Consider the following 23,147-nt stretch of genomic DNA (forward strand, 5'->3'; position numbering starts at 1 on the left):
CCTCCATTTCGTGGGGAGGTTCAGGAAGGCGGTGTGTTCGTGGGGGTCAGGAGAGCGACGCCTTCGTGGGGTGGGTCAGGAGAGCGGCGTGAAGGTGAGCGTGAGGCTCGCCTTCCGTGCCTGGAGCCGGTACGGGGGCAGGACACCGGGGCCGCACGAGGCGGAGCCGAGGCCGTGCTGGGCGAAGTCGAGGTTCAGATGGACCAGTTCACCTGCTGTGAGGTCGGTCGTGTGCGTGGCCGCGTCCAGTTCCTCGGTCGTCCAGCGGCGCGCGGTGAAGTCGAACACCGGCTCGCCGTCGACCCGGATCCCGGCGCCGCCGCCGGACGTCAGCAGCAGATTGCGCACCTCCGTGCGGTTGCCGTTCTCCTGCGGATACACGTACGGCGTCTGCAACTCCTCGACCGTCCGCACGAACCGGCCGGCCCGCGCCGACTGCCTGCTGTCGGGGTACGCCTCGCCGGGACCCGCGCCGAACCACTCGGCGGTGCCGAACGCACCGGGCAGCGCCATCCGCAGGCCGAGCCGGGGGAGCGTGCAGGGCCAGGCGCCGGCGGGTTCGACATCGACCCGCAGCCGGAGCCGGCCGGCGTCCGCGGTCCAGTGGTAGGCGGCGAGCATGCCGAAGCCGAGAGCGGGCGGCGCGACCCGGGTGCGGACCACGAGCTCGTCCTCGCGGACGTCGACGCCCTCGACCCGGTGCTGGAGGCGGTGCAGTCCGGCCGCCCGCCACTGCTGTTCCTCTGGCCGGTCCGAGCCCCGGTCGTTGTCGGTGGGCGCCCGCCACAGGTCGAGACGCGGTCCGTGCACGGGGTGACCGCCGAGCGAGGTCAGCCTGCCGGTCCCGGGGTCGAACGTGCCCGGGCCGAGCCGCAGCCGGTCCTCGGTCGCCGTCACCCGCGCGCCTCGGGCCGGCGCTGCGGGCTCCGGCGCGGGAGTGACCGGCACCTGCCCCCAGGCCACCACATGGCCCGCCGCCGCCCAGCGGGTGTCGGCGGACAGTACGGCCCGGACGGTGAGCAGGCTTTCCGCCGTGGTCGGGGGCAGTGGGGGCAGCGGCACGGCCACGCTCCCTCCCGGCGGGACCGGACCCACGTCGAGCAGGCCCTCCGCCCGTGCGACCCCCTCCTCCTCCAGAACCCAGGAGAAGCCGAGACCGTCGAGCGGGACCGTGTCGTAGTGGTTGGCGATACGGATCCCGCCCGAACCCGCGGTGATCCGTACCGGCTCGAAGACCTTCGCGAACTCGACGAGCGCGGGGGAGGGAGTGCGGTCCGGGTGGACCACGCCGTCGATCACGAAGTTGCCGTCGTGCAGCGGCTCGCCGAAGTCGCCGCCGTACGCGAAGAACTCCCGTCCGTGCTCATCGCGTTGGGCGATCCCGTGATCCAGCCACTCCCAGATGAAGCCGCCCTGGCAGCGGGGATGACGCTCGAACAGCTCCCGGTACTCCAGCAGCCCGCCCGGTCCGTTGCCCATCGCGTGCGCGAACTCACAGAGCAGGAACGGCAGTTCGCGTCGGCGGGGGTTTTCGTCGTCCACCCGCCGGCCGATCCGGTCGACCTCGTCGTGGTCGGCGTACATCCGGCTGAAGACGTCGACGTACGCGCAGTCGAAGTCGCCCTCGTAGTGGACGGGCCGTGAGGGGTCGCGCTCGTGGGTCCACTCGGCCATGCCCGCGAGGTTGCGGCCGGTGTGGGCCTCGTTGCCCAGCGACCACAGCACGATCGAGGGGTGGTTCTTGTCGCGCTCGACCATCCGGCGCATCCGGTCGAGGTAGGCGTCGGCCCACTGGGGGTCGTCGCTCGGGTTGCCCGCCCAGTCGAGTTCGCCGAAGCCGTGCGTCTCCAGATCGCACTCGTCGATCACCCAGAGCCCGTAGAGGTCGCAGAGCTCCAGGAACGCCGGGTCCGGCGGGTAGTGGCTGGTGCGGACGGCGTTGATGTTGTGGCGCTTCATGAGCTCGATGTCGGCGACGGCGAACTCGCGGGGCAGTGCCCGGCCGAACTCCGGGTGGTGCTCGTGCCGGTTGACGCCCCGGAACAGGATCCGGCGGCCGTTCACCTTGAGCTGACCGTCCTCGATCGTGACGGTGCGGAAGCCGACCCGGACCGGCACGCGCTCGGTCGCCGTGTACACCTCGCCGGCGTAGAGACGGGGGCTCTCCGCGCTCCACGGTTCGATGCCGTCGAGCTGGGCGGACTCCCCGGCGGGCAGGCCGGTCACGCCGAGTTCCGGGACGCTGATCCGCACGTCCGGACCGGATGCCGAGACCGACAGGGTGCCGCGGCCGGTCCGGTGGTCGTACCCCGCGTGCACCGTGTAGTCGGTGACGCCGCCCGCCGGGCGGGCCAGCAGGGTGACCGACCGGAAGATCCCGGACAGCCACCACATGTCCTGGTCCTCGAGATAGCTGCCGGCCGACCACTGGTGGACGCGTACGGCGAGCAGGTTGTCCCGGGGCCGCAGCAGCGCGCCGACGTCGAACTCCGACGGCAGCCTGCTGCCCTTGGTCACGCCCAGCTCATGGCCGTTGAGCCAGATCCGCGCGCAGGAGTCGATGCCGTCGAACCGCAGCACTGTCGGGGCGTCGGGCCGGTCGGCGGGCAGGTCGAACGTCAGCCGGTAGTCGCCGGTGGCGTTGTCCGAGGGCACCTCGGGCGGATGGACCGGGAAGGGGTACCGCACGTTGGTGTAGGCGGGTCTGCCGTGTCCCTGGAGCTGCCAGTGCGACGGCACGGGGATCGTGTCCCAACCGTGGTCGTCGAAGTCGTCCCGCTCGGTCCCGTCCGGGGCTGCCGCGATCGATGGTGACAGCAGAAACCGCCAGGTGCCGTTCAGGCTCAGCGCCCACGCGTCCGAGGCGAACGCCGCGCGGGGCGGCAGCGCGCCGTGGCCGGGGGCGGGATCCTCGACGTACGACGAAGACATGGATTCCCTTCAGGAGACGGGCTGGGGAGGAGGAGGGCCCTGGCAGGCGCCGGCCGTGCCGGCGCCCGGTCCTCAGTCCTTGAGCGCGCCGGCGGCGATGTTGGCGATGAAGTGCCGGGCGCCGAAGAGGAACACGATGATCAGCGGCACGATCGCGACGAGCGTGCCGGCCATGATGACGCTGTAGTCCTGGACGTACAGCCCGTTGAGCTGGGAGAGGGCCACCTGGAGCGTCACGTGGTTGGAGTCGATGAGGACGACCAGCGGCCACAGGAAGTCGTTCCAGGAGTTGACGAAGGTGAAGATGCCGAGGAACGCGAGGGCGGGCCGGAGCACCGGCAGCCCCACCAGCAGATAGGTGCGGAAGAAGCCGCAGCCGTCCATCCGGGCCGCCTCGATCAGCTCGTCCGGCACGGCGGCGCGCGTGTACTGGCGCATCCAGAAGATGCCGAACGCGTTCGCGGCCGCAGGGACGATCAGTGCCTTGAGACCGCCGACCCAGCCGAAGTTCGCCATGATCATGAACTGCGGGATCGCGGCCAGCTGCGTCGGCACCACGAAGGTCGCGAGCAGGATGCCGAACAGCACCTTGCTGCCCGGGAAGTCGTACTTGGCGAAGGTGAACGCGGCCAGCGAGTCGAGGAACAGCACCAGCGCCGTCGTCACCAGGGCGACGAACAACGTGTTCAGCAGCGAGCCGAAGAAGTCGATCTTCGAGAAGACCTCGCCGATGTTGTGGAACAGCTGGTCACCGAAGACCAGCTTCGGCGGGGTGGAGTAGATGTCGGCCGTGGTGTTGGACGCCATCACGGTGAGCCAGTAATAGGGGAAGAGCGTGATGACCGCGCCGATGACGAGTGCGCCGTAGGTCAGGATCCGTCCGCGCCGGTACCTCATCGTCCTGACTCCTTGATCTTGACGCGGCCCCGTTCGGGGCGCTGGATGAGCCGCCAGTTGAGGATCGAGAAGAGGACGACGACCACGAAGATGCCCCAGGCGATCGCGGCGCCGTAGCCGAAGTCGTTGCTCGCGAAGGCCGTGTCGTAGAAGTAGACGACCATCGTCATCCCCGCGCCGTCCGTGCCGCCGCGGTTGCCGAGCAGCACCTGCGACTCGGCGAAGATCTGCATCCCGCTGATCGCGGACATCAGGACGGAGAAGAGCAGCACCGGCCGCAGCAGCGGCAGGGTCACCCGGAAGAACGCCTGCACCGGTCCCGCGCCGTCCACGCGGGCCGCTTCGAGGACGTCCTTGGGCAGCGCCTGCAGACCGGCGAGGAAGATGATCGCGTTGTAGCCGGTCCAGCGCCAGATGATCATGATGGCGATGGCGCTGCGGATGGCCCACGGGTCGGAGAGCCACTGCACATGGCCGATGCCGAACAGGCCGAGGAACCAGTTGAGGAAGCCGAACTCACCGCTGAAGATCGAGCCGAACACCAGGGTCATGGCCACGATCGACGTCACGTTCGGAATGAAGTACGCGAGCCGCAGGGCGCCCTTGAAGCGGATCGACGAGTTGAGCCCGACCGCGATGAGCAGGGCGAGCGCCGTCATCGGGACCGTCGACATCACCCAGATGATCAGGGTGTTGCTGATCGAGTGCCAGAAGTCCGTGTCCGTGAGCAGGTACCGGAAATTCTCCAGCCCGACGTACTTCATCGGGCCGACGCCGTCCCAGCGTTGCAGCGAGACGAAGAGCGAGTAGAGCACCGGGTACAGACCGAACACGGCGAACAGTACGAAGAAGGGGGCGACGGCCGTGTAGTGCGGCAGATAGCGCCACCGCCTGCGGCGGGCCACCTCCGCCGGGACCGGCGGGGCGGCGGAGGTCTTCGTCCCTGGGGTGCCGACATCGGGGATCACGGTCATGAGAGCACTCCCTGCCTGCGCAGCAGACGTTCCACGCGAGTCCGGGCGTCGGACCAGGCCTTCGCGGGGTCCTTGCCGCCGACCTCCACGTTGTTGAGCTCGTCCGTGTAGGTGTCGCTGATCGTGATGTCCCACGGGCTGAAGTAGGCGTACTCCACCTCTTCGGCGATCTTCCCGAAGACCTGCATGGTCGCCTGGCCGCCGAAGAAGGGCTCGGGGGCGAGGAGACGCTTGTCCGTGAAGGCGGACGGGCTGGGCGGGAAGAGGCCCACGTCGAGGTAGTTCTGCGGCTGGTTCTCCGGCGACTGCATCCAGCGGATGATCTCGAAGGCGGCTTCCGGCCGCGGGCAGTACCGGGTGATGGCCAGGTACGAGCCGCCCTGATTGCCGGCGCCGCCCGGGGGACGGCACACCCGCCACTTGCCGGCGGTGCCAGGCGCCGACTGTTTCATCTCACCGCTGATCCAGGACGCGTTGACGAGGCTGAGTTCCTTGCCGCTGTTCCAGGCGGCGTGCCGGTCGACCGACTGGCCGTTCTGGCCCTGCGCCCCGGCGTAACCGGCGGTGAGGCGGCGGTGGTACGCCTCCAGCGCACGGTCCCAGGCCAGCCGGACCTGCGACTGGTCGTCGAGGTAGTGGTTCTCGCGGTCGAAGTACTTCTTCGACTCCTGGGCCAGCGAATAGGTGAACACCGTCTTGGTGTCGGTGATCAGATAGCGGCCGGGGAGTTTCTTCTGCACCTTCTCGCCGAACGCGAAGTAGGCCTCCCACGTCGGCACGGCAGCGGCGACGTCGTCGGGTTCGCTGGGGAAGCCGGCCTTCTCGAAGATGTCGTGCCGGTAGTAGAGCGCGGCGGGCCCGATGTCGATGGGGAAACCCAGCTGGAACCCGTCGGGGCTCTGGCCCGCCTGCCACTTCCAGGGCAGATACTCCTTCGCCACCGCTTCGGCCCCGAGCGTGTTGAGGTCCCGGAAGCGGTCGCTGTCGGAGAAGTACGTCGAGATGTTGTCGCCGAGCATGGTGATGTCGGGCAGATAGGCCTCGCCGGCGAGTGCCGCCAGCAGCCGCTGCTTGAGGTCACCGCTCACCGGCGACGTGACGAGCTTGTCGCGGGCGAAGCGTTTGGTGGCCTCGCCGAGGATCTTCTCGGACAGACCGTTGGAGGTGTACCAGAGCGTCAGATGCCCTGGGTTCGCAGTGGTGGGACTGGTACATGCACTGGCTCCGAACGCCGCGGCACCAGTTGCAGCCGCGCCGGTCAGGAACCTTCGTCGAGTCAGCGCCATCGAGGACCCTTCACGTCCCGTGAACGTTCCCGTGAACGTTCACGAACTGCCGGGAAGTCTGCGGGGACCGGGTTTTCGTGTCAAGACATTCGTACGATGGCGGTGAACGGCTCCGGGTCCGGGGGACTGCGCGATCGGCTGCGCGGCGGAACAACTGCCGTTCCCTGCCCTTGGGTTGGCCTTGCTGCCGTGGCCTCGCTCCGCCGTGGAGCTCGAGTGGGCGGACTCCCGCGGTCGGAGGTGGTCCCTCACGCGGGTGCGCGGTGATCCGTCACGCCGACTCACGCAGCCGCAGCTCGGCCCGTACGACGAGGTCGTCGCCCGTGAGCGGGTCGCTGCCCGTCAGCAGCCGGGCGACCTGGTCGATGGCGAGCGCACCCACCTTCCGGGTGTCCAGGGCGACGGTGGAGAGCGCGGGTGCGACGAGCGTGCCGAGTTGCAGGCCGTCGAAGCCGATCACGGCGAGGTCCTCGGGGACGCGCCTGCCCAGCCGCCGCGCCTCCCGCAGGGCGCCGATCGCGATGATGTCGTTGAAGGTGAACACCGCGGTGACGTCCGGATGGAGGGTGAGCAGGGTCTCCAGCGCCTCCCCGCCGCCGTCGGCCGACTGGCTCGCGCCGACCACCGCGTCGGTGTCGATCCCGTGGGCCGCCGCGGCCGCCCCGAACCACGCGCGCCGGATGCTCGGCTCGGCCCGGCCGTCGTGATCGAGCATGCCGATCCGGTGATGCCCCCGGGCGACGAGGTGCGCGACCGCCGAGCGGACGCCGTCCTCCCCGTCTATCCGGATCGAGCTGAACCGTGCCGTGTGGTGCTCACGGCCGACGAGCACCACCGGGATACCGCGGGTGAACAGGTCGATCTCGTGCTCGGGGCGGCTGAAGTATCCGACGACCGCGTCCACCTGGGAGCCGATCACCTGCAGGGTGCCGAGTTCCTCCTCGGCGCTGTCCGCGGTGTCGTAGACGACCACGTGCCAGCCACGGGCCCGAGCCGACTCCAGGGCGGCCGCGGCGACCTCGGTGAAGTACGGATTGCGCAGGTCCGGGATGACCAGGCCGATGGTGGTGGTGTCCTGCCGGACCAGACCGCGGGCGAAACGGCTCGGCCGGTAGCCGAGTTCCAGGGCGGCGTCGAGCACGCGCTGTTTGGTGGAGCCGTCGATCCCGACCTGGTCGTTCAGGGCCCGGGACACGGTCTGCCGGGACACGCCCGCGGAACGGGCGACGTCGTGGATCGTCACCCTCCGGGGCTCTGCCCCCGACGACACCACCATCGCGTACCTCCCGGTTCCCGCGGGGCGCCGGTCGGCCCGCGGGAACCGAGTATGCCTGGGCCGGGCGCGACGGCGCGAGATGATCCATGTCGCAGGCCCGGCCCGGACTCACCCAGGCCAGGGGGCCTGGCCTGCGACTACGCGCTGCACTGCCCGGCTAGCCGGTGATGAGGGTGAACCTCTCGTACGAGCCGATGGCGCTGCGGTCGGCGATCAGCGAGGAGTCCCCGGCGTCCTCGGCGGTGACGTACTTGCCGTTGGCCTTGGCCAGCAGGCTGACCGTGCCGTCGCTGTTCTTCACGAGCTGGAAGGACTGCGCGCGTCCCGCCGAGGTGCTGTCCGCGATCAGCGGTGAGGAACCCGCCGTGACATAGCGGTTGTTGGCGTGGGAGCGCAGGGCGACGGTGCCGCTGCCCGAGTCGACCATGTCGAACTGCTCCCAGGGGCCGATCGCCGTGCGGTTGGCGATCAGCGCGGCGTCGCCCTCCTTCTCGGCGGTGACGTAGCTGTCGTTGATGCCGGCCCGCAGGCTGATCACCTTGTCGGAGAGCACGGGTTCGGTGGGGCGGGTGGCGGTCAGTTCGATCTCGCCCTTGAGCATGCGACCGCCGTCGCCGGTCAGACGCAGGTAGTAGTCCGAGGAGCAGGCTGTGCCGTCCTCGTCCAGGGTCAGGATGCCGGAGTCGGTGGGGACGGAGTCCTGGGACTCCGCGGTCTTGGCGATCTGGTTGCCCTCGTTGTACTCGTCGAACATCGAGATGTAGATGCCCTGCGCGCCGACGCGGACCATGTTGTAGAACTGCCGCCACATCAAGTCGCCGTGGGCGCGCTGGCGTTCGGAGACGTCACCGGGCAGCACGCAGGGCTGGTAGTCGATGCCCTTGGCGTCGCACTCGGCTTGGTCGCCCTTGTTGACGTTCTCGTAGTAGTTGTCCGAGTCGGCGGCCGTGCCGATGGCGCCGACCATCCACGGCGAGATCATGTCGAACGCGTGGAAGACGTCGCTGAAGCCGCTACGGGTGCCCGCGCCGTCGGTCCGCCAGTCGTGCGGGATGCCGCCGATGACGTAGCAGCCCTGGTCCTTGAACCAGTTGACGACGTCCAGGGCGGCCGAAGCGGAGAAGTCGCGCTTGTCGTCGTTGAAGCCGAAGCCCCAGACACACACGACCGGCTTGCCGTTCTGCTCGGCGTAGGCCGAGGAGGAGGTGTGCGCCTTCATCTTGTCGGTCCAGTCGGTCTTGATCTCCGACTGCATGTTCGTCCAGCTGGTGACGTCGTACATGATGTAGAACTTCACGCCCTGCGCCTCCGCGGCGCTGCGCACCTTGTCCGCCATCGCGTCGCGCGTCGGGCCCTCGCCGCCGGTCGGGTTGAAGCGCTGCAGGGCCGCGGTGTCGATGCCGTACTGCTGCATCCAGGCGAAGTGGGTGTCGACGGTCTGCTGGTCGTGCGACGAGAAGAGACCGGCCGGACTGCCGTTGCCGAGATCCGCGTAGCCGGTCTCGTAGGTCGTGGTGTATTCGCGCATGTCGGGCCAGGACTTGATGCCCGTGTTCGACGGCGAGGGAGCCTTGCTCATGTCCTTGGCCCAGTGCCACCAGCCGTCGACCGGGGCGTCGTCCCCCTTGGTGGAGAACCAGCCCTGGTAGCCGACGGTGATCTTCCCGACGACGTCTCCCGGGGTGCTGCCCGCCGCGGTCGAGGAGGAGGTGGTGGCTGCCCTGGCGATGCCGAACGCGCCCAGCGCGGCAGCGGCCGTTCCGCCGGCGGCCGCGCCCAGGACCTTGCGGCGCGACCAGCGTGTCCTGCGATGCGACAAAGACATGAAGTGCTCCAAAGCGGCGGGGGGCCACGCCGACGGCGGCCGCTGCCCGCGTATGTGATCTGGGTGGGGGAGGGGACGTCGCTCACCGAAGGGGACCTCGGGATACGCGTACGTCTGCCGGACGCGCGCGCGTTCATCATGCTGAACCACGAGTTCCGGTTGTGAACTCATTCAACTCGTGGGCGCGCGTCGCCGTCAAGGGTCTAGACCAGATGCGTGGATGGTCCGGAACGGGGCGAACTGCGTCCTTCGGTGCGGTCCTTGGCTCCTCGCCCACTGCGGACCCCGAGGCCGGGTGCGCCGCGGCGGACCCGAGGGCACCCCCGGCACCCGGACGGCGCCGGCCACGAAGGCCGACGCCGTACGGACGGGTGGTGCTTCGCACGTCAGCAGCTGAGGTTGCCGCCCGGGTCCACGCCCAGGATCTGGGTGAACTTCTGGTAGTTGTCGATGCGGCTCTGGACCTGCGTCGGATTTCCGCCGTTGCACTCCAGGCTGCCGTTGATGCTGCGAATGGTCTCGCCGAACCCGGCGCTGTTGACCATCGCGTTGTGCGGCGTCATGGTCCCGGGTCCGGTCTGGGTGTTCCAGTACCAGAGGCCGGTCTTCCAGGACACGGCCGCGTCGTTCTGCACCAGGTCGGGGTTGTTGAGCAGATCGATGCCCAGGGCGTCGCCCGCCGCCTTGTAGTTGAAGTTCCAGCTCAGCTGGATCGGACCACGGCCGTAGTACTTGTCGTTGCCCGCCGGGCACCCGTACGACCGGCTGGTGTCGCAGTAGTGCGGGTAGTTCGCCGTGTTCTGCTCAACCACGTAGACCAGGCCACCGGTCTCATGGCCGACGTTCGCCAGGAAGGCCGCGGCCTCCTGCTTCTTCACCGTGTCGCTGCCGGTGGTCGTGAATCCGGGGTAGGCGCTGAGTGCGGCGGTGAGACCGCTGTACGTGTAGAACGAGTTCCGGCTCGGGAACATCTGGTTGAACTGGCTCTCACTGACGACGAAACCGGCCGCCGCTGTCGTCTTCTGCGCCTCGGCCGGGGCGGCGAGGGTCAGGGCGGCGAGCAGGGTGGCTGCACCGGTCGCGGTCAGCAGTCCGAGCGTACGTCGACGCATGTGGGGTCACTCCATGGATGGGGGCGCTGGGCAGCGCTTGTGTCCCTCGACGGGGAACGGTGGGGGGAGAAGTCCGTGAGTACGGGGATGGGGACGACGCGGCGGGCGAACCGGTGGGAGCCGCCCGCGAGCCGTGAACTGCCTTGTCAGCCACCGACGTTGACGTCGATGCAGGCGTAGAACGCGTTGCTGGTGTCGGCGATGTTCCAGACGGCGAGCACCTTCTGCTGGCCCTTGAGGCTCCCGAAGTTCACCTGGTGGGTGACGGTCGCGCCGGGCTGGGCACCGTTGTCGTTGAACTCGGCGATCTTCTGCCCACTGGCGAAGTACTGCCAGGTGCTGGTGGAGTGACGGGCCGTCAGAGTCCACTGGAACTCGGTGGTGCTGCTGACCGGAGTGACCTTCCAGCCCTTGCTGTCGTCGTCGAGGTCGGCGAAGCGGGAGTTGCCGCCGCTGCAGCTCGTCAGCCCCTTCGGGCCCTCGACGCTCTGCGGCTCGTACGTGATGTCGCCGCAGCTGACCGTTCCGGCGGCGCACTGTGCCTGCCGGCTGGGCGGGTTGGAGATGTAGCCGTGTGCGCTCGCGGAGGCCGCGGGCAGGCTCACGGCGATCACCGGGGCGAGTGCCGCGCCGATGAGCGCGGCCGTCTTCTTCCTTGCGTGCATGGTCTCTCCTTCACTGCAGGTCGTCCCGCGGGGTACGAGGTTGTGGGGAACCGGGTACGACGGGTCGGCTTCTCGTGGGTGGGGGGCCAGGAGTGCGAAGGCCGGCAGCATGAACCCGTGTGCAGACGCGATCAAATGCGCCCGGCGGTACGGGATTTGCTACTTGGACTAGACCATACCCGTGGACGCGTCCGCGTCAAGGGTGTGGCGTGAGGTGGCAGTTGGGAAAACGGGGCATTCGGGGGCGAGGGGGAACACCTCACTCGATCGTGCGCAATAGCGAAGTGTCGAGGTTGTCGTGGCGATCGCGAAGAATCACCTCCGGAATCCGGAGCGCCCCCCGGGGCGTCGCACCGGCCGGTCTCCCGGCGGATCGGCGCGCGTGACGGTACCCGGCCGAGCGGATCCGGCGGCGCCGTGCAACCGTTCGCGCGACCTGGCTGTCTAGGCGGTGGGACGCCCACGCGGGCAACCCCACCGAGTCATGAGCGAACAAGCTGGAGGACGCATGTACAGCCGTACTGCTGCGGCACTTACCGCAGGCGGACTGGCCGCGGTACTGGCAGGGGCCGGCTGGGGTGCGTACGCGCTCACGGACGACGGGTCCACCCGACAGGGCGCCGCGGCGTCGAGCGCCGGCACGCGCGCCGAGGGCCAGGACAAAGCCGTCATCACGCTGCCGGGCGGCCGCAAGGTGGAGGTCCGCTACGTCGACGGGAAGGGCCTCGGCGAGCGGCACTACGACCCCAAGACCAAGAAGTGGTCGAAGACGCACCTGATCTACACCACGAAGTCGGACGCCTGCCAGGGGATCGAACTGGCGGCCGCCGACGGCACGGTCGCCGCGATCGCCGACTTCGGCCCCTACTGCGACGACGGCGAGCCGCCCCAGGAGTCCATCGCCGCGGTCGGCACGGGGCGGTTCACCGCCTGGGAGACGGACCTGCAGAAGGGCTTCGACGGCTGGGACACGGCGAATGTGGCCAAGGGGGGTGCGAGCGCCTCCTTCGTGCAGACCACCGAGGAGACGATCGAGACCCTGCGCTGGTCGAAGAAGGGCGGGTTCTCCGGCCCGACCGAGGAGCCGCGACCGGCGAAGAAGCTCTCCGACAAATTCTTCGGCAGCTGGAAGTCCGCGGACGGCTCGCAGCGGGTCGCCGTCCAGAAGCTCGGGAACGGAGGGGTGGCGACGTTCTTCACCCAGAGCGGCGAACGCTGTGTGACCCGCGTCGGTCTTGACCCCAACTCCGAGACGGTCGGTGAGTTCACCACCGTCTACCGCGAGGAGGGCGACCGCTCCAAGAACTGCCCCGCCTACACCGCCTCGGAATTCATGAAGCTGAACAAGGCGGGCACCGCCCTGAGCTTCCAGTCGGCGCAGGGCACCTTCACCAAGACCGAGCCCAACCAGGAAGAGGAAAAGCTGCCCAGTCCGCCCGGACCGGTCTTCAGCGTGGACAAGGACTGGCTGGGCGACTGGCAGCTCGCGGACGGCAGCCGTCGGGTCACCATCGCGGAGCCGAAGCCGGAGGAGCCGATCGCGACCTTCACCAACACGAGCGGCCCGCACTGCGTGGCCCGCGCCGAGTTGTACGTCCTCACCGTGGACCAGCTGTCCAACATCGCCTCCCGGCCGCCCGAGGTCGTCGAGGGCGCACCGGCCGCCGGCTGCCCGCCGCAGAGCGTGGACTTCACCCTGTCCGCCGACGGCCGTTCCTTCACCCAGAAGGTCGAGGGCGAGCCCGACGTGACCTATGTACGGGCGGCCGGCTCGGACAAGTGAGGGCGTCTGGGCGGTGCTGCGGGGCCGACCCGACACCGCAGGGGGGATCCGGGAGAGGAGCCGTCGGCGTGGGCGTTCCGACGGCTCCTCGGTCCGAGTCCGGCTCACCGGTTCACCGGTGAGCCGGTTCGGGGCTCAGGCCCCGACCAGGGCGCGGCCCAGAGCACGCACCGTCCACCCGGCCGCCTGCCACCGCTCCGCCGGCAGCGCGTTGCGGGCGTCGACGATCCGCGGGCTGCGCACGGTCGAGGCCAGCGCGGCGGGATCGAGATCGCGGTACTCCTGCCATTCGGTGAGATGGAGGATCAGGTCGGCCTGCTCGCACGCCTTGTCGATGTCCAGGGCGTAGTCCAGGGTCGGGAACACCGCGCGGGCGTTGTCGATCGCGGCGGGATCGTGGACGCGGACCCGGCCGCCCTGCAGCTGGATCGCGGCCGCCACATTGAGCGCGGGCGAGTCGCGGACGTCGTCGCTGTCGGGCTTGAAGGCCGCGCCGAGCACCGCCACGTTCCGCCCGAGGAAGGAGCCGCCGACCAGGTCGCGCGCCACGTCGACGGTACGCCGGCGGCGCTGCATGTTGATCTCGTCGACCTCTCTGAGGAAGCCCAGCGAATCCTGTACGCCCAGTTCCTGGGCGCGGGCGAGGAAGGCACGGATGTCCTTGGGCAGGCAGCCGCCCCCGAAGCCCAGGCCGGCGGAGAGGAACCGCGGACCGATGCGGGCGTCGTACCCGATGGCCTTGGCGACGGTGGTGACATCGCCGCCCGCCGCGTCGCAGACGTCCGCGATGGCGTTGATGAACGAGATCTTGGTGGCCAGGAAGGCGTTGGCGGACACCTTGACCAGCTCGGCCGTGGCGAGGTCGGTGGAGATCCAGGGCGTGCTGTCGGAGTCCAGGATGGGCGCGTACACGTCGCGCAGCACGGTCTCGGCCGTGGGGGAGGTGACGCCGACCACCAGCCGGTCGGGGTGCAGGGTGTCCTGGACGGCGAAGCCCTCGCGGAGGAACTCGGGGTTCCAGGCGAGTGCGGCGGCCGGGCCGGCCGGGGCGAGGGCGCGGATCCGCTCGGTGAGACGGGCCGCCGTGCCGACGGGGACGGTGGACTTGCCGACGACCAGGGTGTCGCGGTGCAGATGGGGCGCCAGACCGTCGACGACGGCGTCGATGTACCGCATATCGGCGGCGTTGGACCCGGGCTTCTGCGGGGTGCCGACGCAGATGAAGTGGACGTCGCCGAACTCGGCGGCCTCGGTGAGTGACGTGCTGAAACGGAGCCTGCCCGCTTCGACGTTGCGGGCGAGGATCTCGTCCAGACCCGGCTCGTGGAAGGGCGTCCGGCCGGCGGCCAGGGCCTCGATCTTGGCGGTGTCGACATCGACACCGAGGACTTCATGACCGATCTCGGCCATGCAGGCGGCGTGGACGGCACCGAGGTATCCGGTGCCTATGACGGTGAGACGCATGGGGGGCCTCCTCGTAGGGCGGGTCAGACGGCAGGGGGACCGCTGGAGTAGCCGTTCGGGTGGAGCCGCTGGAAACGCCAGGCGTCGGCGCACATGGCGGCCAGGTCGCGCGTGGTCCGCCAGCCCCAGGCACGCTGGACGCGCCCGGGGTCGGCGATGAGGGTGGGCACGTCACCGGGACGGCGGCCCAGGATGCGGTACGGGATGGGGGTGCCGACGGCCTTGGTGAACTCGGCAAGGAGTTCCAGGACCGACGCGCCGGTGCCGGTGCCCAGGTTGAACACCCGCAGCCCCCGCTCGTCGTCGAGGTGGTCGAGGGCGACACGGTGACCGTCCGCGACGTCGGAGACGTGGATGTAGTCGCGTACGCCCGTCCCGTCGGGAGTGGGGTAGTCGTCGCCGAAGACGGGCAGTTCCGTGAGCCGTCCGACGGCGACCTGGGCCATGTAGGGCAGCACGTTGTTCGGTATGCCGGTCGGGTCCTCGCCGATCCGGCCGCTCGGGTGGGCGCCGATCGGGTTGAAGTAGCGCAGCGCGATCACCGACAGCTCGGGGTACCGCGTGCAGACGTCGGCGAGCAGCTGTTCACACAGGTACTTGGTCCGCGCGTACGGGTTGGCGGGGGCCGCGGGGTCGGACTCGTCCAGCGGGACCTTCGGGGTGTCGCCGTAGATCGAGCAGGACGAGGAGAAGACCAGCCTGCGCACCTGGTACCGGGTCATGGCCCGGAGCAGATTGACGGTGCCGGTGACGTTGATGTCGTAGTACTCGAGCGGCATGCGCGTCGATTCGCCGACGGCCTTCTTGGCGGCGAAGTGGATGACCGAGTCGATCTTGTGGGCGCTGAACACGGCGTCCAGCGCCGTACGGTCGCGCAGGTCGGCCTGGTGCGAGACCAGCGGCCGGCCGGCCAGCTTCTGCACCGCGTCGAGGGCCGCCGGGGAGCTGTTGGAGAAGTCGTCGACGACGACGACCTCGTGACCGTGCTGGAGGAGTTCCACACAGGTGTGGCTGCCGATGAAGCCGGCGCCACCGGTGACAAGGACGGTCTGGGGCACGGGATTCTCGCTTTCGTGGGGGCCGCTACCAGCCGAAGACGTTGCTGGCGTAGGCGGGATAGCGGGCGATGGCGACGGCGACCGGCAGGGCCGCGAGCGCGGCCGTCAGCAGCGGAACCCGCACGGTGCGGTCCACCGCGGTCCGCAGCCGGACACCGGCGGCGCGGGCGGACTCCCCGGCGTGCAGCAGGGGGACGAGGAGTCCGACGACGGCGTACGTCGTCGATCCCAGCAGGCACAGGAAGACGTAGCCGGCCGCGCGGGTCCAGGTCTCCGCGTACAGGGCCGCCGCCGCCAGCAGCACGTTGGTCGCCAGGTAGGGGAGCGTCAGCCGCAGGGGGAGGGGTTCCAGGCCGCCGGCGGACTTCGGGGTCACCTTGAAGGTGATCTGCCGGGGCCGGATCCGCTGGACGACGGCCGCGGTCACCCCCCAGGCGATCAGCGGCCAGCGGGTCAGGCAGTAGAGGTTGTTCTCCCAGCTGAAGAGGGGCGCTCGTCGGGGACGCAACAGGCCGCGGCGCCGCAGCAGCAGGGCCAGGGCGAGCACCCAGACCGAGATCGACCACCAACGCACAAGGAACTCGAGGTAGTTGACGTTGATCCACGGAGTGCCGGTGACCGCCGCGATGGGCGCGAGGGCCAGCCCGCCCACCGTGGTCGCGGCCAGCAGCACGTAGTACGACAGGGCGTACAGGAACCGCAGTCGCAGCGCCCACGGCAGCCGGGGCAGGTGCCGGGGGACGAGATCGAGCAGCACGGTGGTCAGGCTGCGCGACCACTGGAACTCCTGGACCAGCATCGCCGAGAAGGTCAGCGGACCGTCGCCGTGTGCCTCGGCGTCGATGGCGAACGCGCCGTGCCAGCCGGCGGAGTTGAGCAGGAAGCTGGTGGAGAAGTCCTCCGCCAGCTCGGGGCCTATGCCGCCGATGGAACGCAGCGCCTGGGTGCGCACCGCGTAGTGCGAGCCGATGCACGACGGTGCGAGCCCCGCGCTGTGTCCCAGCTGCGCCGGGCCGTGGAACGTGGCCTCCCGGTGCAGCCGGCCGCGCGCCGCCCAGGACTGCTCCGCGTTGGAGTCGCACACGCTCGGTGCGGCGACGTAACCGATCGCCTCGTCGGCGAACGGCCGGACCATCTCGGCGAGATAGCCGGGCTCCGGCACGTGGTCGCAGTCGAGCTGGGCGACCACGTCGTACTCCCAGTAGCCGACCTGGTCGTAGAAGAAGGCGAGGTTGCCCTCCTTGCAGCGGGTCCGGCGGGGCCAGGTGGTGCGGTGGTAGTCGGCCACCTCGAAGCGGGTGACGAGACCGACCCCGTTCTCCTCGCACCAGGTCCGTATCTCGTCGGTCGGCGACTCGTCGCACAGCCATACGTCGAAGGCGTGGGGATAGTGCTGGGCGCGCATCGCCCGGAGGGTCTTCCTGGCCACGTCCCACGGCTCGGAGGGAGCCCGGGTCACGGCGAAGGCGACCCGCAGCCGCGGTACGCCGATCGCCGGGTCGACCCGCTTGAGCCGATTGACGCCGGTCATGAAGTAGACGGGCATCACGGACAGATAGAGCAGCACGGTGCCGTTGACCGCGATCCCGAGCCCGCTGGTCCGGTGCGACGGCTGGAGCAGCCACACCCAGAACAGCGCCAGACAGACCAGCCAGCCGGCGCTGAGTACGGCGACCACCACGCGGTCGGGCCGGCTCAGCACCGGTACGAACGTACGGCGCAGCAGCCGGTGGCGGCGGACGGAGGACCGGTCGAAGACCGGCCCGCTCGCCGGGATGCCGACGACATGGCCGTCGGACAGGGCGAGGAGGGCGTCGGCCAGCTGCCGGCCGTCCTTCGCCGGGGCGACGAGGGAGTCGCCGTCGCGGACAGCGGGGGACAGGGGAGGCGCGGTGGACACGGACGGTCCGGCGCCTGGACGCAGAACACTCATCTGCTGGACTCCGAAGAAGGCGCTCCCGCCGGCCGTCCGGGACGACGGCCGGCGGGGAGGAGACGGACGAGGGGCGACGCGGGGGGTCAGGCCGCCTGGACGACGTCGACCGGCGCCGGTGCCGGCAGCACCGCTCCGTCGAGCTGGCCGCCGGCGATCAACTCGCGAGCCGCCTCGACCTCCTGCGGCCGGTCCCGGAAGTACTGCACCGTACGTCCGAGTCCGTCCTCGTCGGAGACGACCGGCTGCCAGCCCAGCACCTGCTGCGCCCGCGTGATCACGGGACGGCGGCGGGCGGGGTCGTCGACCGGCAGCGGGTGGTACTCGACCTTGCTCTCGGCCTGGGTCAACCGCAGGACGAGCTCGGCGAGTTCGCCGACCGTGCGCTCCTGCGGGTTACCGAGATTGACGGGCCCCGGCTCGGTGGAGTCGATCATCGCGACGAGTCCCCGGACGAGATCGTCGACGTAGCAGAAGCTGCGGGTCTGCGAGCCGTCGCCGTAGATGGTGAGCGGATCGCCGTTCAGCGCCTGGGCGATGAAGCTGGTGACCACCCGGCCGTCGTGCGGGCGCATCCGGGGGCCGTAGGTGTTGAAGATCCGGACGATGCCGGTGTTGAGCTGGGAGGTGCGCCGGTGCGCGCTGGTCAGCGCCTCCGCGAAGCGCTTCGCCTCGTCGTAGATGCTGCGCGGGCCGATGGGGTTCACATGACCCCAGTAGTCCTCGGGCTGCGGATGGATCTGCGGGTCGCCGTAGACCTCGCTCGTGGAGGCCAGGACGAACCGTGCTCCGTGCCGCTCCGCGAGGGCCAGGCACTGTTCGGTGCCGCGGCTGCCGACGGCCAGCGTCTCCAGCGGCATGCGGTGGTAGTCCGGCGGGGAGGCGGGGCTGGCGAGATGGGCCACGGCGTCGACGGGGCCCGTGACAGGTATGTCCGTGGACACATCGGCCAGCGTGAATTCGAATTTCGCATGATCAAGCAGGTGCTCGATGTTGCCGCGACGTCCCGTTGACAGATTGTCCACGCAGACGACCGAATCACCGCGCTGTATGAGGGCATCGCATAAATGCGACCCCAGGAAGCCGGCGCCTCCAGTGACGACGATACGCACGATTCTCCTCGGAATGTGGGGGCGGAGGGAGGGGGGTGAGGGCGATTCCCGCTAGCAAAGGGAGCCCTTCGTGCTTCGCAACTATCGCACTCCGGGAAGGGAGAGTTCCGATATTACCGTGTGACGGTCGTCACATTCGCCGTTATTGGCCGGATTGAAATTGCTCGTTTTCAATTCTGGCGTCTTCGGTGTTGCGCTCGGGTTACCGGCTTGGTTCTTTCTGTGCGTACGCTATGAATTCGGAATGTCGGACCGGTGCGCGGTCACTTCTGTTCGGAATCCGGAATGGTGCGCATTCCCTCGGCAGTACGAGGAAGTGGGACATGCTGCGCTTTCGGCGCCATCGCCAAATGGACGGAAGATGTTGTAGCGTGAATGTGCGGTGAGCGGCTGGCCGGCATTCCCCGCCGACGGCGCCGGCAGTGCCCCGTGCACCGGCTGCCGCAGCCCGCACTTACGGAACTTTCGGCACTCCCGGACCGGAGCGACCTTGCTGTTGAGGAGAAGTCTGCTGGCCGCGCTGCCAGGGCTGGCGGCCCCCGCGGTCACCGGCTGCCGAGTGGAGGACCAGTTGAGCGCGGTCGCCATGAAGTCACCGATCCCGCCGCTGCGCGGCGCCGACCTGTCCAGCGTCCTGCGGGCGGAGTCGGCGGGCCAGACCTACCAGGACCGGGGGCGGCGCGCGCCCGTGGAGCGGCTGCTCGCCACCCGCGGCGCGAACGTCGTCCGGCTCCGGGTCTGGGTCCATCCCTCGCCCGGCGACAACGACCTCGCCTCCGCCCTCGTGCTGGCCCGCCGGGCCCACCGGGCCGGCCTGCGCGTGCTGCTTGACCTGCACTACTCCGACACCTGGGCCGACAACGCCCACCAGACGACGCCCGCCGCCTGGGCGGACCTGGACACGAAGGCCCTCGCCGGCACCGTCCGTGCCTACACCCGCGACACGCTGCGGGCGTTCGCCGCCGAGCGCATTCCGGTGGACCTGATCCAGATAGGCAACGAGGTCACCAACGGCATGCTGTGGCCCACCGGCCGGATCCGGGACGCGGACGGAGAGCACTGGGAGGGCTTCCTGGAAGTCCTCCGGGCCGGTCTCCAGGGAGCCACGGAGGGCACGTCCTCCCCGCCGCGCACCCTCGTCCACGTGGACAAAGGCGGCTCCGGGGCGGGCGGCGTCGACATCCGGTCCTTCTACGACCGGCTGGCCGCGGCCCGGATCCAGTTCGACGTGATGGCCCTGTCGTACTACCCCTTCTGGCACGGCTCGCTGGCCGCGCTCCGGAGCGATCTGACGGATCTGGCGACGCGCTACCGCAAGGACGTGCTGGTGGTGGAGACGGCCTACCCCTGGAAGCTGCCGGCCGCCGGCGAGAAGGGGCCGTTCCTCGTCACGGACACCGACCAGCTGCCGGACGGCGCGCGCTTCCCGCCCACTCCGCAGGGGCAGGCCGCGTTCTTCGACGCCCTGCGCGGAGTGATCGCGCGGGTGCCGGGAGGGCGCGGCCTGGGCTTCCTGGCCTGGGAGCCCGGGTGGGTGCCGGGGGTGGGCTGGGACTTCGAGGGCGTGAACCCCTACAGCAACCTCACCATGTTCGACTGGTCCGGAACCGGCCTGCCGTCGCTGTCGGCGTTCGGCGGCTGAGGGCCGTCGTCCCGGCGGCGCGACGCTGGAAGCACTGGCATCCCCGGCGTGATGCGCCAAGTGGCCGCGTCCCTCATTTCGAGGTGCGCGGCCACTGGTGATCAGACGGTGCTCGGACGGGGTCAGGCGGGCCCGTCGGTGTCGGACGGGCCGTTGTCGTCGAGGTCGCGGGCGAGCGCCCGCAGTACGGGCCCGTACTCGGGGTGCGCCAGCGCGGAGGCGAACTGCGCGACGAGATAGTCCGCCGGGTTGCCGGTGTCGTACCAGCGGCCCTGGATGACCTGGCCGTACACCGCGCGGCTCTTCGCGTAGGCGTTGATGGCGTCGGCCAGATAGACCTCGCCGGTGCGGTGTTCGTACCAGCGCGCGGTCTGCTCGCGCAGTTCGTCGATGATCCCCGGGGTGATCACATAGCCGCCGATCGCGGCGAACGAGGAGGGGGCGTCCTCCGCCTTGGGCTTCTCCACCAGGCCGACGATCCGCAGCAGTCCGTCGTCGAGGTCCTCCTTGACCACGGGCACGCCGTAGCGCTCGGAGTCGCCCGGCGCGATGGGAAGCAGGGCCAGCACCGGGCAGTTGGTCGCCTCGTAGGCGCGGATCAGTTGCTGCGCGCGGGGGACCGGGGCCACGAAGACGTCGTCCGGCCACAGCACGAGCATGGGCTCGTCGCCGAAATTCCGGGCCGCGTTCAGGACGGGCGTCCCATTGCCGTACGGGCCGTGCTGGTCGAGGTAGGTGATATGGCCCTGGCGAGCCAGTTCGGCGACCTCCTCCACGGCATCCGCGTAGGCGGTCTTGCCGTCGGCACGCAGTTGTTCCACCAGCGCGGGGCTGGGCCGGAAATGATCCTGGATCACGGATTTACCACCGGAGACCACAATGGTGATGTCGGTGATCCCCGATGCCACGAGTTCACGCACGGTGTGCTCGATCACGGGTTTGTCGCCGACCGGCAGCATTTCCTTGGGGATGGCTTTGGTCAAAGGAAGCAGACGGGAGCCGAGCCCGGCAGCGGGGATCACCGCCCGGCGAATGGTGGGGGGCACGGGATCTCTCTCTGTTGAATGGCAATCGCCACTCCGGACCTGCACGGAATGGCGGGCGTGGGGGGAGGGTGAGCTTGCCGCAGGTTCGTCCGTGTTTGCCTGACAGATTATTTGCAGGTCCAAAGATCAGCCACGGGCCTGGGTGGCGGCTGAGCGCCTTCGTCCGGCTGAACGCGTCCTTGCGTTCATCATCCTGAACGAGCGATTCGGTTGGGATGATGAATCAACCGAGGTACCAATTCAACTGGCGTCCATGGGGGCGAGTCAAGGGTCTAGACCAGATGCGTGAATGGTCGGGAGTGGGGTGACTTGCATTCTTCGGTCCGGTTATACGTCATCGCCGCGGGCACGGGACGCGCGGGCACAGCCCAGGGGAGCCTCGGCGACCCCCGGTGCGAAATCTTACCGGCGCCCCCTGGACATCCCTGGCGTCTGCCGCGACCATGAAGGCAACTCCATACGGTATGCAATCTACAATCGCAGGAATCGGGGGCCCGGACGTCGCCGCGGTGCGCCAGGCGTGACCGCGAGCGCGGCGACGTCCGGCCTCGTGCGTCAAGACGTGGAGTCATCAAGGTGCGCGTCGACCAGGACGCCCACGCCCCGGAACCGTCAACCGGACGACGTACAAAAGAGGTGGCGATCATGACGAAGGCCCTAGAAGGTGTGCGCGTCCTCGATATGACGCATGTGCAGTCCGGCCCGTCCGCAACGCAGATCCTGGCGTGGCTCGGAGCCGATGTGGTCAAGGTGGAGGCGCCGACCGGGGACATCACGCGCAAGCAGCTGCGCGACCTCCCGGACGTCGACAGCCTCTACTTCACGATGCTCAACAGCAACAAACGCAGTGTGACCCTGAACACCAAGACCGAGCGCGGCAAGGAGATCCTCACCGAGCTGATCCGCCGTTCCGACGTCATGGTCGAGAACTTCGCGCCGGGGGCGGTGGACCGCATGGGCTTCACCTGGGACCGCATCCAGGAGATCAACCCGCGGATCGTCTACGCCTCCATCAAGGGCTTCGGCGAAGGCCCGTACACCAACTTCAAGGCGTACGAGGTCGTCGCACAGGCCATGGGCGGGTCGATGGCGACCACCGGCTTCGAGGACGGACCGCCCCTCGCCACCGGCGCACAGATCGGCGACTCCGGCACCGGTATGCACGCCGTCGCCGGGATCCTCGCGGCGCTGTTCCAGCGCACCCACACCGGGCGCGGTCAGCGGGTGAACGTCGCGATGCAGCATGCCGTGCTCAATCTCTGCCGGGTGAAGCTGCGCGACCAGCAGCGGCTCGCCCATGGTCCGCTCGCGGAGTTCCCGAACGAGGACTTCGGGGACGAGGTGCCGCGTTCCGGCAACGCGTCCGGTGGCGGTCAGCCCGGCTGGGCGGTCAGGTGCGCGCCGGGCGGTCCGAACGACTACGTGTACGTCATCGTCCAGCCCGTCGGCTGGCAACCGATCACCGAACTCATCGGCCGGCCCGAACTCGCGGACGACCCCGAGTGGGCCACCCCCGAGGCCCGGCTGCCGAAACTCGGCAAGATGTTCCAGCTCATCGAGGAATGGACCAGCACCCTCCCCAAATGGGAGGTGCTGGAGCGGCTCAACAGCCACAACATCCCGTGCGGCCCGATCCTGTCCACCAAGGAAATCATCGAGGACGCCTCGCTCGCCGCCAACGAGATCGTCGTCAAGGTCGAGCACCCCGAGCGCGGGTCGTACGTCACGGTCGGCAACCCGCTGAAGCTCTCCGACTCTCCGGTCGAGGTGACGAGTTCCCCCCTGCTCGGCGAGCACAACGAAGAGATCTACCTCGGTGAACTCGGCCTCTCCGGCGCGGAGCTGCCGTTGCTCAAGGCGCAGGGTGTGATCTGACCGTAGCCGCCGCACACCCCACCCACTCCGTCCCGGGCGCGACGCAATCCGTCGCCCCCGGGACGGCTCCATGTCCGGCGCCGTCCGGGGCGGCACGGCTTTGATAGGCGGCGTTTATCACGTGGAAGTTGATCGCTCTTTGACTACGCCCGACGGGCTGTCCGAAGCTGATCTCGGAGCGGGAGTTCGTGCCCGCAGGCACGTCTGAGAACAGTGCTGCCTTCCCGGCCGTCGGGGCGGGAGCGGCAGAAAGGCACAGGCCACAGAA

At 69.3% G+C, this 23,147-nt stretch carries 16 protein-coding genes; 3 read left to right on the forward strand and 13 right to left on the reverse strand.

Going from position 1 to position 23,147, the window contains the following annotated elements:
* Positions 1 to 75: 75 nt before the first annotated feature.
* From ACFWM2_RS01410 to ACFWM2_RS01445, 8 genes are all read right to left on the reverse strand, one after another.
* Positions 76 to 2,931, reverse strand: a complete 2,856-nt coding sequence (locus tag ACFWM2_RS01410) for a glycoside hydrolase family 2 TIM barrel-domain containing protein (protein WP_383271765.1) — start codon at positions 2,929 to 2,931, stop codon at positions 76 to 78.
* Positions 2,932 to 3,003: 72 nt separating this feature from the next.
* Positions 3,004 to 3,828, reverse strand: a complete 825-nt coding sequence (locus tag ACFWM2_RS01415) for a carbohydrate ABC transporter permease (RefSeq protein WP_383271767.1) — start codon at positions 3,826 to 3,828, stop codon at positions 3,004 to 3,006.
* Positions 3,825 to 4,802, reverse strand: a complete 978-nt coding sequence (locus ACFWM2_RS01420; RefSeq protein WP_383271769.1) for a carbohydrate ABC transporter permease — start codon at positions 4,800 to 4,802, stop codon at positions 3,825 to 3,827. The genes ACFWM2_RS01415 and ACFWM2_RS01420 overlap by 4 nt, the downstream gene beginning before the upstream one ends.
* Complete coding sequence (locus ACFWM2_RS01425; protein WP_383271771.1) at positions 4,799 to 6,088, reverse strand: extracellular solute-binding protein; 1,290 nt, start codon at positions 6,086 to 6,088, stop codon at positions 4,799 to 4,801. The genes ACFWM2_RS01420 and ACFWM2_RS01425 overlap by 4 nt, the downstream gene beginning before the upstream one ends.
* 271 nt (positions 6,089 to 6,359) lie before the next feature.
* Positions 6,360 to 7,364: a LacI family DNA-binding transcriptional regulator gene (locus tag ACFWM2_RS01430; protein ID WP_383271773.1), complete on the reverse strand. Its 1,005-nt coding sequence runs from the start codon at positions 7,362 to 7,364 to the stop codon at positions 6,360 to 6,362.
* Between the two features lie 157 nt (positions 7,365 to 7,521).
* The gene (locus ACFWM2_RS01435; protein ID WP_383271775.1) at positions 7,522 to 9,189 is read right to left on the reverse strand and encodes a xylosidase; all 1,668 of its coding nucleotides are present in this window, start codon (positions 9,187 to 9,189) and stop codon (positions 7,522 to 7,524) included.
* A gap of 386 nt (positions 9,190 to 9,575) precedes the next feature.
* The gene (locus tag ACFWM2_RS01440; RefSeq protein ID WP_383271777.1) at positions 9,576 to 10,301 is read right to left on the reverse strand and encodes a chitinase; all 726 of its coding nucleotides are present in this window, start codon (positions 10,299 to 10,301) and stop codon (positions 9,576 to 9,578) included.
* A 146-nt stretch (positions 10,302 to 10,447) separates the two neighbouring features.
* Positions 10,448 to 10,966 (reverse strand): lytic polysaccharide monooxygenase auxiliary activity family 9 protein, encoded by a 519-nt coding sequence (locus ACFWM2_RS01445; RefSeq protein ID WP_383271779.1) that lies wholly within the window; start codon positions 10,964 to 10,966, stop codon positions 10,448 to 10,450.
* Between the two features lie 508 nt (positions 10,967 to 11,474).
* On the opposite strand from ACFWM2_RS01445, the gene ACFWM2_RS01450 reads away from it, so the two are divergent.
* Positions 11,475 to 12,749 carry a hypothetical protein gene (locus ACFWM2_RS01450; protein ID WP_383271781.1) on the forward strand — a complete coding sequence of 425 codons (1,275 nt, stop codon included), beginning with the start codon at positions 11,475 to 11,477 and terminating at the stop codon, positions 12,747 to 12,749.
* A 135-nt stretch (positions 12,750 to 12,884) separates the two neighbouring features.
* On the opposite strand, the gene ACFWM2_RS01455 is transcribed toward ACFWM2_RS01450, so the two are convergent.
* The 4 genes from ACFWM2_RS01455 to ACFWM2_RS01470 form a co-directional block, all read right to left on the reverse strand.
* Positions 12,885 to 14,213, reverse strand: a complete 1,329-nt coding sequence (locus ACFWM2_RS01455) for a UDP-glucose dehydrogenase family protein (protein WP_383271783.1) — start codon at positions 14,211 to 14,213, stop codon at positions 12,885 to 12,887.
* 23 nt (positions 14,214 to 14,236) lie between these two features.
* Positions 14,237 to 15,271 (reverse strand): UDP-glucose 4-epimerase GalE, encoded by a 1,035-nt coding sequence (gene galE, locus ACFWM2_RS01460; protein ID WP_383271785.1) that lies wholly within the window; start codon positions 15,269 to 15,271, stop codon positions 14,237 to 14,239.
* Positions 15,272 to 15,296: 25 nt separating this feature from the next.
* A complete protein-coding gene (locus ACFWM2_RS01465; protein ID WP_383271787.1) occupies positions 15,297 to 17,204 on the reverse strand; it encodes a glycosyltransferase family 2 protein in 1,908 nt (635 codons plus the stop codon).
* An 86-nt stretch (positions 17,205 to 17,290) separates the two neighbouring features.
* Positions 17,291 to 18,316, reverse strand: a complete 1,026-nt coding sequence (locus ACFWM2_RS01470; RefSeq protein WP_383271789.1) for a UDP-glucuronic acid decarboxylase family protein — start codon at positions 18,314 to 18,316, stop codon at positions 17,291 to 17,293.
* A gap of 490 nt (positions 18,317 to 18,806) precedes the next feature.
* Here ACFWM2_RS01470 and ACFWM2_RS01475 point away from each other — a divergent pair, with 490 nt between their 5' ends.
* The gene (locus ACFWM2_RS01475) at positions 18,807 to 19,958 is read left to right on the forward strand and encodes an arabinogalactan endo-beta-1,4-galactanase (RefSeq protein WP_383271791.1); all 1,152 of its coding nucleotides are present in this window, start codon (positions 18,807 to 18,809) and stop codon (positions 19,956 to 19,958) included.
* Between the two features lie 122 nt (positions 19,959 to 20,080).
* Here ACFWM2_RS01475 and ACFWM2_RS01480 read toward each other — a convergent pair whose 3' ends face one another.
* A complete protein-coding gene (locus ACFWM2_RS01480; RefSeq protein WP_383271793.1) occupies positions 20,081 to 21,004 on the reverse strand; it encodes a UTP--glucose-1-phosphate uridylyltransferase in 924 nt (307 codons plus the stop codon).
* A 645-nt stretch (positions 21,005 to 21,649) separates the two neighbouring features.
* Here ACFWM2_RS01480 and frc point away from each other — a divergent pair.
* A complete protein-coding gene (frc, locus tag ACFWM2_RS01485) occupies positions 21,650 to 22,879 on the forward strand; it encodes a formyl-CoA transferase (protein WP_383271795.1) in 1,230 nt (409 codons plus the stop codon).
* Positions 22,880 to 23,147 lie beyond the last annotated feature (268 nt).

This window comes from Streptomyces sp. NPDC058371 (assembly GCF_042723265.1).
GTDB lineage: Bacteria > Actinomycetota > Actinomycetes > Streptomycetales > Streptomycetaceae > Streptomyces.

What these genes read in the sequence shown, in the direction of transcription:
- frc (WP_383271795.1), top strand. Translation starts at nt 21,650, where the DNA reads ATGACGAAGGCCCTAGAAGGTGTGCGCGTCCTCGATATGACGCATGTG.
- ACFWM2_RS01450 (WP_383271781.1), top strand. Translation starts at nt 11,475, where the DNA reads ATGTACAGCCGTACTGCTGCGGCACTTACCGCAGGCGGACTGGCCGCG.
- ACFWM2_RS01455 (WP_383271783.1), bottom strand. Translation starts at nt 14,213, where the DNA reads ATGCGTCTCACCGTCATAGGCACCGGATACCTCGGTGCCGTCCACGCC.
- ACFWM2_RS01465 (WP_383271787.1), bottom strand. Translation starts at nt 17,204, where the DNA reads ATGAGTGTTCTGCGTCCAGGCGCCGGACCGTCCGTGTCCACCGCGCCT.
- ACFWM2_RS01420 (WP_383271769.1), bottom strand. Translation starts at nt 4,802, where the DNA reads ATGACCGTGATCCCCGATGTCGGCACCCCAGGGACGAAGACCTCCGCC.
- ACFWM2_RS01445 (WP_383271779.1), bottom strand. Translation starts at nt 10,966, where the DNA reads ATGCACGCAAGGAAGAAGACGGCCGCGCTCATCGGCGCGGCACTCGCC.
- ACFWM2_RS01430 (WP_383271773.1), bottom strand. Translation starts at nt 7,364, where the DNA reads ATGGTGGTGTCGTCGGGGGCAGAGCCCCGGAGGGTGACGATCCACGAC.
- ACFWM2_RS01425 (WP_383271771.1), bottom strand. Translation starts at nt 6,088, where the DNA reads ATGGCGCTGACTCGACGAAGGTTCCTGACCGGCGCGGCTGCAACTGGT.
- ACFWM2_RS01440 (WP_383271777.1), bottom strand. Translation starts at nt 10,301, where the DNA reads ATGCGTCGACGTACGCTCGGACTGCTGACCGCGACCGGTGCAGCCACC.
- ACFWM2_RS01410 (WP_383271765.1), bottom strand. Translation starts at nt 2,931, where the DNA reads ATGTCTTCGTCGTACGTCGAGGATCCCGCCCCCGGCCACGGCGCGCTG.
- ACFWM2_RS01415 (WP_383271767.1), bottom strand. Translation starts at nt 3,828, where the DNA reads ATGAGGTACCGGCGCGGACGGATCCTGACCTACGGCGCACTCGTCATC.
- ACFWM2_RS01435 (WP_383271775.1), bottom strand. Translation starts at nt 9,189, where the DNA reads ATGTCTTTGTCGCATCGCAGGACACGCTGGTCGCGCCGCAAGGTCCTG.